This window comes from Streptomyces sp. NPDC096205, assembly GCF_044763135.1.
Taxonomy (GTDB): Bacteria; Actinomycetota; Actinomycetes; order Streptomycetales; family Streptomycetaceae; genus Streptomyces.
In genome coordinates, this window is sequence record NZ_JBIWFS010000004.1 from 544,215 (window position 1) to 557,029 (window position 12,815).

Sequence of the window (12,815 nt, forward strand, 5' to 3'; positions counted from 1 at the left end):
ACTCAGGGGACTTTTGTGAGCGACAACCAGCTGCGGGTCGTCTGGATCTATCCCGACCTGCTGAGCACCTACGGCGACCAGGGCAACGTCCTCGTCGTGGAGCGCCGGGCGCGACAGCGGGGCCTGGACGTGGCGCGGCTCGACGTGCGCAGCGACCAGCCGATCCCGACCTCCGGCGACATCTACCTCATCGGCGGCGGCGAGGACCGGCCGCAGCGGCTCGCGGCCGAGCGGCTGCGCCGCGACGGGGGGCTGTACCGGGCGGTGGAGAACGGCGCGATCGTGTTCTCCGTGTGCGCCGGCTACCAGATCCTCGGCCATGAGTTCATCAACGACCTCGGCCAGCGCGAGCCGGGCCTCGGCCTGCTGGACGTGGTCTCGGTGCGCGGCGAGGGCGAGCGGTGCGTCGGTGACGTGCTCGGGGACATCGACCCGCGGCTCGGCCTGCCCCCGCTGACCGGTTTCGAGAACCACCAGGGCGTCACCCACCTCGGCCCGACGGCCCGCCCCTTCGCCCAGGTCCGTTTCGGCAACGGCAACGGCACGGGCGACGGCACGGAGGGCGCGTACAACGACACCGTCTTCGGTACGTACATGCACGGGCCCGTGCTCGCGCGCAACCCGCTGATCGCCGACCTGCTGCTGAAGCTGGCACTGGACGTCAACGCGCTGCCGCCGACCGACGACCGCTGGTACGAGGCGCTGCGCACCGAGCGCATCGCGGCCGCGCAGCAGCCCGCGTAAGCCCTGTGTCTCACGGCCGCCCGGAGTTCTGTGACTCCGGGCGGCTTTTGTGTGGGCCCGCCTGACGCGCCGTCTGCTCATATGTGCAGGTATGTCCAGCAGGCGGACGCCCGGTGCGGTGGGCCCCCCTCACGCCGGTAGGGTGACCTGGATCTCGCCGGACAACGTGGTCCGGTCCCCGGCCCACGTTGCAAAGGTAGTTCGGGCTATGCGTATTGGTGTCCTCACGTCCGGCGGCGACTGCCCCGGCCTGAACGCCGTCATCCGGTCCGTCGTGCACCGTGCCGTCGCCGACCACGGCGACGAGGTCATCGGTTTCCGGGACGGCTGGAAGGGCCTCCTGGAGTGCGACTACCTCAAGCTCGACCTCGACGCGGTCGGCGGCATCCTCGCCCGTGGCGGCACCATCCTCGGCTCCTCCCGGGTCCAGCCCTCCCATCTGCGGGACGGTGTGGAACGGGCCAAGGGGCATGTGGCCGACCTGGGGCTCGACGCGATCATCCCGATCGGCGGCGAGGGCACGCTGAAGGCGGCCCGGCTGATGTCCGACAACGGCCTGCCCGTCGTGGGCGTGCCCAAGACCATCGACAACGACATCGCCGTCACGGACGTGACCTTCGGCTTCGACACGGCCGTGGGCGTGGCGACCGAGGCGCTGGACCGGCTCAAGACCACCGCCGAGTCCCACCAGCGGGTGCTCGTGGTCGAGGTCATGGGCCGCCACACCGGCTGGATCGCGCTGCACTCCGGCATGGCCGCGGGCGCGCACGCCATCGTCGTGCCCGAGCGGCCCTTCGACATCGACGAGCTGACCACGGTCGTCGGTGAGCGGTTCGAGGCCGGCAAGCGCTTCGCGATCGTCGTCGCCGCGGAGGGGGCCAAGCCGAAGGCCGGCTCCATGGAGTTCGACGAGGGCGGCAAGGACATCTACGGGCACGAGCGGTTCGCCGGGATAGCCCGTCAGCTGTCGGTGGAGCTGGAGCGGCGGCTCGGCAAGGAGGCGCGGCCGGTCATTCTCGGGCATGTGCAGCGGGGTGGTACGCCGACCGCCTATGACCGGGTGCTCGCGACCCGGTTCGGGTGGCATGCGGTGGAGGCTGTGCACCGGGGTGAGTTCGGGATGATGACGGCCCTGCGGGGGACGGACATCGTGATGGTGTCGCTGGCCGAGGCCGTGGAGACGCTCAAGACCGTGCCCGCTGAGCGGTACGCCGAGGCTGAGTGCGTGCTTTAGCCGTCCGGCGGGTGCGGGCCGTGTGTGGCTTGTCGCGCCCACGCGGCGGAGCCGCACATCGACACAGCCCCGCGCCCCTGAGGACATCTGCCCCCGGTGACTTTTGTCGCCGGGGGCCGCTTTAGTCTTGGTGCCGGACGTTTTCGCACAACCCCCTCGAAACAGGAGCCTGGCGCATGGATCACAGCGGGCACGGCATGACCATGGATCTGCCGCCGTTCACGCTGGGGCGGGGTCTTCAGTGGTCGCCTGACGGGTTCTTCCTCGTCGCCTGCCTGGTCGGGATCGGGCTCTATGTCTGGGGCGTCGTACGGCTGCGGCGGCGCGGGGACGCGTGGTCGCTCGGGCGGACGCTCGCCTTCGTGTCGGGTGTGCTGACCATCGGTGTGGTGATGTGCACCAAGCTGAACGACTACGGGATGGTCATGTTCAGCGTGCACATGGTGCAGCACATGGTCATCAGCATGCTGTCGCCGATCCTGATCCTGCTGGGCGCGCCGGTCACGCTGGCGCTGCGGGCGCTGCCGCCCGCGGGGCGGGGGCGCAAGGGGCCGCGTGAGCTGCTGCTGGCGCTGCTGCACAGCCGGTACCTGCGCGTGGTCACGCATCCGGCGTTCACGATCCCGATGTTCATCGCGAGCCTGTACGCGCTGTACTTCACCCCGCTGTTCGACACGCTGATGGGCTCCAGGGCGGGCCACGCCGCGATGATGGTGCACTTCCTGGCGGTCGGGGTGGTGTTCTTCTGGCCGATCATGGGCGTGGACCCGGGCCCGAACCGGCCGGGCTATCTGATGCGGATGCTGGAGCTGTTCGCGGGCATGCCGTTTCACGCGTTCTTCGGCATCGCGCTGATGATGGGCTCGACCCCGATGGTGGAGACGTACCAGAACCCGCCCGCCTCGCTCGGCATCGACGCGCTCGCCGACCAGAACGCCGCCGGCGGGATCGCCTGGGCGTTCAGCGAGATCCCGTCCGTGCTGGTGCTGATCGCCCTGCTGTTCCAGTGGTACGGCTCCGAGCAGCGGCAGGCCAAGCGCAAGGACCGGGCCGCCGACCGGGACGGGGACAAGGAGCTTCAGGCGTACAACGCCTACCTGGCCTCGCTGAATGCGCGCGGCGGCGGCTGAGGGCCCAGTCCTGGAAAACCGGGCCGGATTCCATGGATCGGGGGCACCATGGAGGGACGGACGGACGAGGAGGGTGTCGCGATGCCCGGTTCCACGGACAGCTCCACGAAGACCATGGGGGTGCTCACCGTCGGCGGGCTCGTCGTGGTGACGGCCTACACGGCGGTGCTCGGCAGCAACGGCTGGCTGTGGTTCGGCTGGGTCGTGCTCGGTCTGCTCACCCTCGGCATGGTGGCCACACGCAACACCTGAGCCCTGACTACTCCCGGCCGAGCCGGGCCCCCGAGTGCACGCCCGGCTGGTACTTCGGCAGCCGGGCGGTCACCTTCATGCCCGCGCCCACCGCGGTCTCGATGACCAGGCCGTGGGCGTCGCCGTAGACCTGGCGGAGCCGGTCGTCGACGTTGGACAGGCCGATGCCGCCGGAGGGGCTGATCTCGCCCGCGAGGATACGGCGCAGCAGGGCGGGGTCCATGCCGGCGCCGTCGTCCTCGATGACGACCAGGGCCTCGGCGCCCGCGTCCTGCGCGGTGATCTGGATGTGGCATTTGTCGGCCTTGCCCTCCAGGCCGTGCTTCACCGCGTTCTCCACGAGCGGCTGGAGGCAGAGGAACGGCAGCGCCACCGGCAGCACCTCGGGGGCGATCTGCAGGGTGACGGAGAGGCGGTCACCGAAGCGCGCGCGGACCAGGGCGAGGTAGTGGTCGATGGCGTGCAGCTCGTCGGCGAGGGTGGTGAAGTCGCCGTGTCTGCGGAACGAGTAGCGGGTGAAGTCGGCGAACTCCAGCAGCAGCTCCCGGGCGCGCTCGGGGTCGGTCCGCACGAAGGACGCGATCACCGCGAGCGAGTTGAAGATGAAGTGCGGCGAGATCTGGGCGCGCAGGGCCTTGATCTCGGCCTCGATCAGCCGGGTGCGGGACTGGTCCAGGTCCGCCAGTTCCAGCTGTACGGAGACCCAGCGGGCGACCTCTCCCGCCGCGCGCACCAGGACGGCGGACTCGCGGGGCGCGCAGGCGACCAGCGTTCCGTGCACCCGGTCGTCCACGGTGAGCGGGGCGACCACCGCCCAGCGGACCGGGCAGTCCGGAGTGTCGCAGGTCAACGGGAACGCCTCGCCCCGCCCGGTCTCCAGCGGGCCGGCCAGCCGTTCCATGATCTCCGTACGGTGATGAGCGCCGGCTCCGTCCCAGACCAGCACGCGCTCCTCGTCGGTCAGCCCCAGCGCGTCCGTGCCCAGCAGCGAGCGCAGCCTTCGGGCCGACTTGCGTGCGGTCTCCTCGGTGAGCCCCGCCCGCAGCGGCGGCGCGGCCAGCGAGGCGGTGTGCAGCGTCTGGAAGGTGGCGTGCTCGACCGGCGTGCCGAGGCCACCGCCCTGGCTCTCGGGGCGAGCCGTGCGCCGGCCCAGCCAGAAGCCCAGGGCGAGGAGGGGGAGGACGGCCACGCACAGGCCGGCGATGAACCCGGTCATGTCCTGGCCTCCGCTCTGGTGAGGTCCTCCGGCAGGTGGAAGCGGGCCAGGATCGCCGCTGTGCCCGCCGGGACCCGGCCCGGGGTGGCCAGGGAGACCAGGATCATCGTGAGGAAGCCCAGCGGCACGGACCAGAGAGCGGGCCAGGCCAGGAGGGCGTGCAGGCCGCCCGGGCCGGGGAAGCCGGACATCGTCGCGGCGACGGCGAGGAAGGCCGCTCCCCCGCCGGCCAGCATCCCGGCGGCCGCGCCCGGCGGGGTGAGCCGGCGCCACCAGATGCCGAGGACCAGCAGGGGGCAGAAGGAGGACGCCGACACGGCGAAGGCGAGCCCGACCGCGTCGGCGACCGGCAGCCCGCCGGCCAGGGCGCTCGCCGCGAGCGGCACCAGCATGGCGAGGCCGGTGCCGAGCCGGAAGTGCCGTACGCCCCGGGCGGGCAGCACGTCCTGGGCGAGGACGCCCGCGACCGCCATGGTCAGACCCGATGCCGTGGACAGGAACGCCGCGAACGCGCCTCCGGCGAGCAGCGCGCCGAGCAGGTCGCCGCCGACCCCGCCGATCATGCGGCCGGGCAGCAGCAGGACGGCCGCGTCGGCGTCGCCGGTGAGGGTCAGCTCGGGGGCGTAGAGGCGGCCGAGGGCGCCGTAGACCGGTGGGAGCAGGTAGAAGCCGCCGACCAGGGCGAGGACGGCGACGGTGGTGCGGCGGGCGGCGACGCCGTGCGGGCTGGTGTAGAAGCGGACGACGACGTGGGGCAGGCCCATGGTGCCGAGGAACGTGGCGAGGATCAGTCCATAGGTGGCGTACAGCGGGCGTTCGGCGCGGGAGGCGGCCAGCGAGGTGGACATGCCGCTGGTGCCGCCCGGCTCGGCGGCGGGGACGGCGGTGCCGGGCGCGAAGGTGAGACGGGTGCCCGCGTCGATGTGGTGGGTGCCGGTGTCCAGGGTGGTCTCGCGGGCGTCGTAGGCGCGGCCGTCGACCGTGCCGGTGACGGTGGCCGTCAGCGGGCGGTCCAGCCTCAGGGCGAGGGTGTCGTCGACCTGGACCGTGCGCTGCTCGCGGAAGGCCGCCGGTTCCTCGAAGGCGCGGCTCGGGGCGCCGTCGTGCTGCCAGGCCAGCACCAGGAAGAGGGCCGGGACCAGCAGGGCGGTGAGCTTGAGCCAGTACTGGAAGGCCTGCACGAAGGTGATGCTGCGCATGCCGCCCGCGGCGACGGTCACCGTGACGACGACGGCCACGATGACGCCGCCCAGCCAGTCCGGGGCGCCGGTCAGCACGGTGAGCGTGAGGCCCGCGCCCTGGAGCTGGGGCAGCAGATAGAGCCAGCCGACGCCGACGACGAAGGCCCCCGCGAGGCGGCGTACCGCCGGGGAGGCGAGGCGGGCCTCGGCGAAGTCGGGCAGCGTGTAGGCGCCGGAGCGGCGCAGCGGGGCGGCGACGAACAGCAGCAGGACCAGGTAGCCGGCGGTGTAGCCGACCGGGTACCAGAGCATGTCGGGGCCCTGGACGAGGACCAGCCCGGCGATCCCCAGGAAGGACGCGGCCGAGAGGTACTCGCCGCTGATGGCTGCGGCGTTCAGGCGGGGGCCGACCGTGCGGGAGGCGACGTAGAAGTCGGAGGTGGTGCGGGAGATGCGCAGGCCGAAGGCGCCGACGAGGACGGTCGCGACCACCACGAGCGCGACCGCGGGTATGGCATAGCTCGGGTTCATCGGTCCTCGACCAGCCGCACGAAGTCCCGCTCGTTGCGCTCCGCGCGCCGCACGTACCAGCGGGCGAGCAGAACCAGCGGGGCGTACAGACCGAAGCCGAGGACCCCCCACTCCAGGCGGCGGGCGGCGGGCATGGCGGTGAAGAGCAGGGGCAGCGGGCCGACGAGCAGGACGAGGACGGCGAAGGCGGTGAGGCCGGCGCGCAGCTGGGTGCGCATCAGGGAGCGGACGTAGGTGTGGCCGAGGGTGGTCTGCTCGTCGATCTCGGTGCGCGGGCGGTAGTAGCCGGGGGCGCGCCGGGTGCGGCGGGGCGGACCCGTGACGACCACCCGGGTCTCGGCGGGGTCCTGGGGCACGGTCAGGGCCTCCTCATCAGCAGGTCCCGCAGCTCGCGCGCATGGCGGCGGCTGACCTGGAGCTCCTCCGCGCCGACCATGACGCTGACCGAACCGGCGTCCAGGCGCAGCTCGCCGATGTGGCGCAGGGCGACCAGGTGGCGGCGGTGGATGCGGACGAAGCCGCGGGCGCGCCAGCGCTCCTCCAGGGTGGACAGCGGGATGCGGACCAGATGGCTGCCCTGGGGGGTGTGCAGCCGGGCGTAGTCGCCCTGGGCCTCGACATGGGTGATGTCGGCGACGGCCACGAACCGGGTCACTCCGCCCAGCTCGACGGCTATGTGGTCGGGGTCGGGTTCGTGCACGGGGATGCGCGGGGCGGCCGTACCGCGCAGGTCGGCGGCGCGGCGGACGGCCTCGGCGAGGCGTTCGCGGCGGACGGGTTTGAGGACGTAGTCGACGGCGTCGAGGTCGAAGGCCTGCACGGCGAAGTCCTCGTGGGCGGTGACGAACACGACCAGCGGAGGGTGCGCGAACCCGGTCAGCAGCCGGGCGAGGTCGAGTCCGTCGAGGCCGGGCATCTGGATGTCGAGGAAGACGACGTCGATGGCCTCGGGCCCGTGGGGGCCGCACTCCAGGGCGCGGTTGATGCGGCGCAGGGCCTCGGTGGCGTCGCCCGCGCCCTCTGCGCTGCCGATGCGGGGATCGGACTGGAGGAGGTAGAGCAGTTCCTCCAGCGAGGGGCGTTCGTCGTCGACGGCGAGGGCGCGCAGCATGAACGTGCAGTGTAGGAGCAATCCGTACACCTGAACACGTGCCGGGGTTTCGGCATCGTCGCTGGATAGGGTGCGGCCATGAACAGCAGGACCACTCCGTTCGACGAGCTCGACCGGAAGATCATCACCGCCCTGATGGCGAACGCCCGGACCAGTTTCGCCGAGATCGGCGGGGCGATCGGGCTGTCGGCGACGGCGGTCAAGCGGCGGGTGGACCGGCTGCGGGACACCGGTGTGATCACCGGGTTCTCGGCGACCGTGCGGCCGTCGGCGCTGGGCTGGCGCACGGAGGCGTACGTCGAGGTGTACTGCGAGGGCGCGGCGCCGCCGAGGCGGCTCGCGGAGGTGGTGCGCAACCATCCGGAGATCACCGCGGCGATGACGGTGACCGGCGGCGCGGACGCGCTGCTGCATGTGCGGGCGCGGGACGTGGAGCACTTCGAGGAGGTGCTGGAGCGCATTCGTGCGGAGCCGTTCATCCGCAAGACGATCAGTGTGATGGTGCTGTCCCATCTGCTCCCGGAGAGTCCGGAGGCGGGTGCGTCCCAGCCCGCGCCCGACGGCGCAGCAGACGTGCGTCTGCCCTGATCAAGACGCAGCATTCCTGCGCAGACACGCAGCTCTCGTTTCTTGTCGGGCGTATCTGTCAGTTCCTACCTTGGTCTCACCCCTGACCGATCACCGCAGGAAGCGGAGGGACCCCTCTGTGACCGACAGCCGTGTGCCGCGCCGGCGGCGTTTCCTCGTCTGCGAACCAAGACACTTCGCCGTGCAGTACGCGATCAATCCCTGGATGCATCCCGACGTCCGGGTCGACGTCGACCTCGCCCAGGAGCAGTGGCAGACGCTGATCGGCGCCTACCGCTCGCACGGGCATGCCGTCGACGCCGTGGAGCCGGTGGCCGGGCTACCGGACATGGTCTTCGCCGCGAACTCCGCGGTCGTCGTCGACGGCCGGGTCTTCGGCTCGCTGTTCCACGCGCCCGAGCGGCGCCCGGAGTCCGTGCACTACGACACCTGGTTCAAGCAGGCCGGCTACGACGTGCACCGCCCGGAGTCGGTGTGCGAGGGCGAGGGCGATCTGGTGTGGACGGGCCGTTATGTGCTCGCCGGACACGGCTTCCGCACCACCCGCGAGGCGCATCGCGAGGCGCAGGAGTTCTTCGGGCGGCCGGTGGTCAGCCTGACGCTGGTGGACCCGTACTTCTACCATCTGGACACGGCGCTGTTCGTGCTGGACGACGACAACATCGTCTATTACCCGGAGGCGTTCTCCCCGGGCAGCCGTGAGGTGCTCGCCCGGCTGTTCCCGGACGCGGTGCTCGCCACCCGCGACGACGCGATGGCGTTCGGCCTGAACTCCGTGTCCGACGGCCGCCATGTCTTCATCGCACCGCAGGCCGAGGCGCTCTCGGTGCGTCTCGCCGAGCACGGCTATGTCCCCGTCCCCGTCGACCTGTCGGAGTTCCACAAGGCCGGCGGCGGCATCAAGTGCTGCACCCAGGAGATCCGCTGATGACCGCACCCGCCCACACCCGTTCCTCCGCCGAGCTGATCCGCGCCGAGGAGCCGGTCCTCGCCCACAACTACCACCCGCTGCCCGTGGTCGTGGCGAGCGCGGAGGGCGCCTGGGTGGAGGACGTCGAGGGCCGCCGCTACCTGGACATGCTGGCCGGCTACTCGGCCCTCAACTTCGGCCACCGCCACCCCGCCCTGATCGAGGCCGCGCACCGCCAGCTGGACCGGCTGACCCTGACCTCGCGGGCCTTCCACAACGACCGGCTCGCCGAGTTCGCCGAGCGGCTCGCGGCGCTGACCGGGCACGACATGGTGCTGCCGATGAACACCGGCGCGGAGGCGGTGGAGAGCGGCATCAAGCTGGCCCGCAAGTGGGCGTACGACGTGAAGGGCGTGCCCGCCGACCGGGCGACGATCGTGGTCGCCGCGGACAACTTCCACGGCCGTACGACGACCATCGTCGGCTTCTCCACCGACGAGACGGCCCGCGCCGGCTTCGGCCCGTTCGCGCCGGGCTTCCGGATCGTGCCGTACAACGACCTGGCGGCGATGGAGGCGGCGATCGACGACACGACCGCGGCCGTGCTCATCGAGCCGATCCAGGGCGAGGCGGGCGTCATCATCCCCGACGACGGCTACCTGGCCGGAGTGCGTGAACTGACGCGCCGCAAGGGCTGCCTGTTCGTCGCCGACGAGATCCAGTCGGGCCTCGGCCGCACCGGCCGCACCCTCGCCGTCGAGCACGAGGGCGTCGTCCCGGACCTGGTGCTGCTCGGCAAGGCACTGGGCGGCGGCATCGTGCCGGTGTCGGCGGTGGTCGGCAGCCGGGAGGTGCTCGGGGTGCTGCGGCCGGGCGAGCACGGCTCCACGTTCGGCGGCAACCCCCTCGCCGCCGCGGTCGGCACGGCCGTGGTCGAGCTGCTGGAGACCGGCGAGTTCCAGGCCCGCGCCGCCGATCTGGGCGTGATCCTGCGCGACGGCCTGACCGAGCTGGTCGGCCGGGGCGTGGTCGGCTTCCGGGCGCGCGGCCTGTGGGCGGGCATCGACATCGACCCGGCCATCGGCACCGGCCGCGAGATCAGCGAACGCCTCATGCACCAAGGCGTCCTGGCCAAGGACACACACGGCTCCACGATCCGGCTGGCGCCGCCGCTGACCGTCACCGGCGAGGAACTGCGCTCCGCGATCGGCTCGTTGGAGAAGGTGCTGACGCAGGGCGCCTGATCCCGGGGGGCACCCCCGTCCGACGGGACTTGTTCCGGGCCGGGGGCACCCCCGTCCGACCGGACCTGTTCCTGGCCGGGGGCACCCCCGTCCGACCGGACCTGTTCCTGGCCGGGGCGCCCTCGGCCGACCGGACTAGCTCCTGGCCGAGGGCGCCCTTGGCCGTCGCGGCCTGTACCGGCCGGGGGTGTCTGACCGCACGGCCCTAAACCGGCCCGAAGGACCCGACCCCGCGCGACCTGTTCCTGGCCCGGGCCCCCGGCGTCACGGCCTGCACCGACCGCAGGCGACCCGACCGCCCGGACCTGCACCGACCGGGGACGTCTGACCGCACGGCCCTAAACCGGCCCGAAGGACCCCGACCCGGCGCGACCAGTTGCTGGCCCGGGGCGCCCCGGCGTCACGGCCTGCACCGACCGCAGGCCACCCGACCGCCCGGACCTGCACCGACCGGGGACGTCTGACCGCACGGCCCTAAACCGGCCCGAAGGACCCCGACCCCGCGCGACCAGTTGCTGGCCCGGGGCGCCCCGGCGTCAGGGCCTGCACCGGACGGAGACGTTCCGACCGCCCGGGATCTGCACCGACCGCGGGGGCACCCGACCGACGCGACCTGTACCGGCCGGAGTCGCCCCGGCCGACCGGACCCGTACCCGCCGGAGGCGCCACGCCCCGGCCGGTGCGACCTGTTCCGGGTGGGGGCGGCCGCGCCTACACTGACACGTTGTTGACCTGCGAGAACGTGGCGGTTGTGGCGAGTCACCGGAGTGAGGAGCGCCCCCTTGTTCTACTACGTGCTCAAATACGTGCTGCTCGGACCGCTGCTGAGACTGCTCTTCCGGCCCCGCATCGAGGGCCTCGAGCACATCCCCGACTCGGGCGCGGCCATCGTCGCCGGCAACCACCTCTCCTTCTCCGACCACTTCCTGATGCCGGCCGTGCTCAAGCGCCGGATCACTTTTCTGGCGAAGGCCGAGTACTTCACCGGGCCCGGCGTCAAGGGCCGCCTCACCGCGTTCTTCTTCCGCAGCGCCGGGCAGATCCCGGTGGACCGCTCCGGCAAGGAGGCCGGCCAGGCCGCCATCCGCGAGGGCCTCGGCGTGCTGTCCAAGGACGAGCTGCTCGGCATCTACCCCGAGGGCACCCGCTCGCACGACGGACGGCTGTACAAGGGCAAGGTCGGCGTCGCGGTCATGGCCCTGAAGGCGGGCGTCCCGGTGATCCCCTGCGCCATGATCGGCACCTTCGAGGCCCAGCCGCCCGGCAAGGTCGTCCCCAACCTCCACCCCGTGACCATCCGCTTCGGCGCGCCCCTGGACTTCTCCCGCTACGCCGGCATGGAGAACGAGAAAGCGGTCCTGCGCGCCGTCACCGACGAGATCATGTACGCCATCCTGTCGCTGTCCGGGCAGGAGTACGTCGACACGTACGCGGCCGTCGCCAAGGCCGAGGACGCCGCCGCGAAGGAACGCAGGTTCCCGCGGATCCGCTGACCCCACCACCTGTCGGCACCTCGGCTCTGCCTCCGCCTCTGCCTTGAGCAGATCTCCTGGGCCGAGGGGCCGTCGTACGCCTACGGTCGCTCCATGAGACGAGCTGTGGTGATCGGAGCAACAGGCCAGATCGGGCGCCCCACCGTTGCGGCGCTGGCACGCGACGGCTGGGAGGTGACGGCCGCCTCCCGCGGCGGCGGCCGCGACGACGACTGGCCCGACGACGTACGGGCCGTACGCCTGGACCGTGAGGACGACAAGGCCCTGGAGACGCTGCTGGGCGACGGCTGCGACCTGCTGGTCGACATGGTGGCCTTCAAGGCCCGCCACGCGCGCCAGTTGACCGGCCTGGCCGACCGGATCGGTTCGGCGGTGGTGATCTCCAGCGTCTCGGTCTACGAGGACGACAAGGGCCGCGGCTTCGACACCCAGTCCGAGCCCGACGGCTTCCCGCACTACCCGCTGCCGCTCCCGGAGACCCAGACCACCGTCTCCCCCGGCGACGCCACGTACAGCACGGCCAAGGTGGCGGTGGAGCACGAACTCCTCGCGGCGGGCGACCGGTTGCCGACCACGCTGCTGCGCGCCGGCGCGGTGCACGGCCCGCACTGCCGCACCCCGCGCGAGCTGTACTTCGTCAAGCGCAACCTGGACGGCCGGCGCAGGCGCGTCATCGCCTACGGCGGCCGCAGCCGCTTCCACCCGGTCAGCGTCCACACCCTCGCCGAACTGATCCGCCTCGCGGCGGCCCGCCCCGGCTCACGCGTCCTGAACGCCGTCGACGCCGAGGCCCCGACGGTCGTGGAGATCGCGGCCGCCATCGACGCCGTGATGGGCGCCGACGCCGAGAACGTCCTCGTCGACGGCCCGGCACCGGCACCGACCGTGGGCGACACACCCTGGTCGGTACCGGCGCCGGTCATCTGCGACATGTCGGCCGCCGAACGCGAACTCGGCTACCGCCCGGTGGTGACGTACGCCGAGACCCTCCCGGAGACGGTGGACTGGATCACCCACCAACTGGCCGGAGGCGACTGGCGCGAGGTCTACCCGAAGATGTACGCCGCGTACGGTGATCTCTTCGACTACTCGGCGGAAGACACGTGGCTGAGGGCAGCTCCCTAGGGGCGCGGGGCTGAATCAATATGCGGCTCCGCCGCGTGGGCGCGACCAACCACGAC

The 12,815-nt window shown here is 72.0% G+C and carries 13 protein-coding genes; 9 read left to right on the top strand and 4 right to left on the bottom strand.

From position 1 onward, the window contains the following. Window positions 1-15: 15 nt before the first annotated feature. The 4 genes from ACIQ6Y_RS18430 to ACIQ6Y_RS18445 all read left to right on the top strand — a co-directional run bounded on the left by ACIQ6Y_RS18430 (window position 16) and on the right by ACIQ6Y_RS18445 (window position 3,360). Window positions 16-744, top strand: coding sequence for a type 1 glutamine amidotransferase (locus ACIQ6Y_RS18430; protein WP_404039611.1), 729 nt, complete (start codon window positions 16-18; stop codon window positions 742-744). Window positions 745-952: 208 nt separating this feature from the next. Continuing rightward, window positions 953-1,978: a 6-phosphofructokinase gene (locus ACIQ6Y_RS18435; protein ID WP_404039614.1), complete on the top strand. Its 1,026-nt coding sequence runs from the start codon at window positions 953-955 to the stop codon at window positions 1,976-1,978. A 176-nt stretch (window positions 1,979-2,154) separates the two neighbouring features. After that, window positions 2,155-3,108, top strand: coding sequence for a cytochrome c oxidase assembly protein (locus tag ACIQ6Y_RS18440; protein WP_404039617.1), 954 nt, complete (start codon window positions 2,155-2,157; stop codon window positions 3,106-3,108). Window positions 3,109-3,156: 48 nt separating this feature from the next. Beyond that, window positions 3,157-3,360: a hypothetical protein gene (locus tag ACIQ6Y_RS18445; RefSeq protein WP_404040135.1), complete on the top strand. Its 204-nt coding sequence runs from the start codon at window positions 3,157-3,159 to the stop codon at window positions 3,358-3,360. Window positions 3,361-3,367: 7 nt separating this feature from the next. Here the strand turns inward: ACIQ6Y_RS18445 and ACIQ6Y_RS18450 are convergent, their stop codons facing one another. The 4 genes from ACIQ6Y_RS18450 to ACIQ6Y_RS18465 are packed head-to-tail and all read right to left on the bottom strand — an operon-like array spanning window position 3,368 to window position 7,399. Next, window positions 3,368-4,576 carry a sensor histidine kinase gene (locus ACIQ6Y_RS18450; protein WP_404039620.1) on the bottom strand — a complete coding sequence of 403 codons (1,209 nt, stop codon included), beginning with the start codon at window positions 4,574-4,576 and terminating at the stop codon, window positions 3,368-3,370. Further along, window positions 4,573-6,288, bottom strand: a complete 1,716-nt coding sequence (locus ACIQ6Y_RS18455; protein WP_404039623.1) for a cation acetate symporter — start codon at window positions 6,286-6,288, stop codon at window positions 4,573-4,575. Before ACIQ6Y_RS18455 ends, ACIQ6Y_RS18450 begins: the two co-directional genes overlap by 4 nt. Then, entirely contained in the window at window positions 6,285-6,644 is a 360-nt protein-coding gene (locus ACIQ6Y_RS18460; protein ID WP_404039626.1) for a hypothetical protein, read from the bottom strand. The genes ACIQ6Y_RS18455 and ACIQ6Y_RS18460 overlap by 4 nt, the downstream gene beginning before the upstream one ends. 2 nt (window positions 6,645-6,646) lie before the next feature. Beyond that, a complete protein-coding gene (locus ACIQ6Y_RS18465) occupies window positions 6,647-7,399 on the bottom strand; it encodes a LytR/AlgR family response regulator transcription factor (RefSeq protein WP_404039628.1) in 753 nt (250 codons plus the stop codon). A 78-nt stretch (window positions 7,400-7,477) separates the two neighbouring features. On the opposite strand from ACIQ6Y_RS18465, the gene ACIQ6Y_RS18470 reads away from it, so the two are divergent. The 5 genes from ACIQ6Y_RS18470 to ACIQ6Y_RS18490 all read left to right on the top strand — a co-directional run bounded on the left by ACIQ6Y_RS18470 (window position 7,478) and on the right by ACIQ6Y_RS18490 (window position 12,759). Continuing rightward, the gene (locus ACIQ6Y_RS18470) at window positions 7,478-7,987 is read left to right on the top strand and encodes an Lrp/AsnC family transcriptional regulator (protein WP_404039631.1); all 510 of its coding nucleotides are present in this window, start codon (window positions 7,478-7,480) and stop codon (window positions 7,985-7,987) included. A 118-nt stretch (window positions 7,988-8,105) separates the two neighbouring features. After that, on the top strand, window positions 8,106-8,915 hold the full coding sequence (gene ddaH / locus ACIQ6Y_RS18475) for a dimethylargininase (RefSeq protein WP_404039634.1): 810 nt from the start codon (window positions 8,106-8,108) through the stop codon (window positions 8,913-8,915). Further along, window positions 8,915-10,141, top strand: a complete 1,227-nt coding sequence (gene rocD / locus ACIQ6Y_RS18480; protein WP_404039637.1) for an ornithine--oxo-acid transaminase — start codon at window positions 8,915-8,917, stop codon at window positions 10,139-10,141. Before ddaH ends, rocD begins: the two co-directional genes overlap by 1 nt. Window positions 10,142-10,923: 782 nt before the next feature. Next, window positions 10,924-11,634, top strand: a complete 711-nt coding sequence (locus ACIQ6Y_RS18485) for a lysophospholipid acyltransferase family protein (protein ID WP_404039640.1) — start codon at window positions 10,924-10,926, stop codon at window positions 11,632-11,634. A 93-nt stretch (window positions 11,635-11,727) separates the two neighbouring features. Beyond that, the gene (locus ACIQ6Y_RS18490) at window positions 11,728-12,759 is read left to right on the top strand and encodes an NAD-dependent epimerase/dehydratase family protein (RefSeq protein ID WP_404039643.1); all 1,032 of its coding nucleotides are present in this window, start codon (window positions 11,728-11,730) and stop codon (window positions 12,757-12,759) included. Window positions 12,760-12,815: the final 56 nt, after the last annotated feature.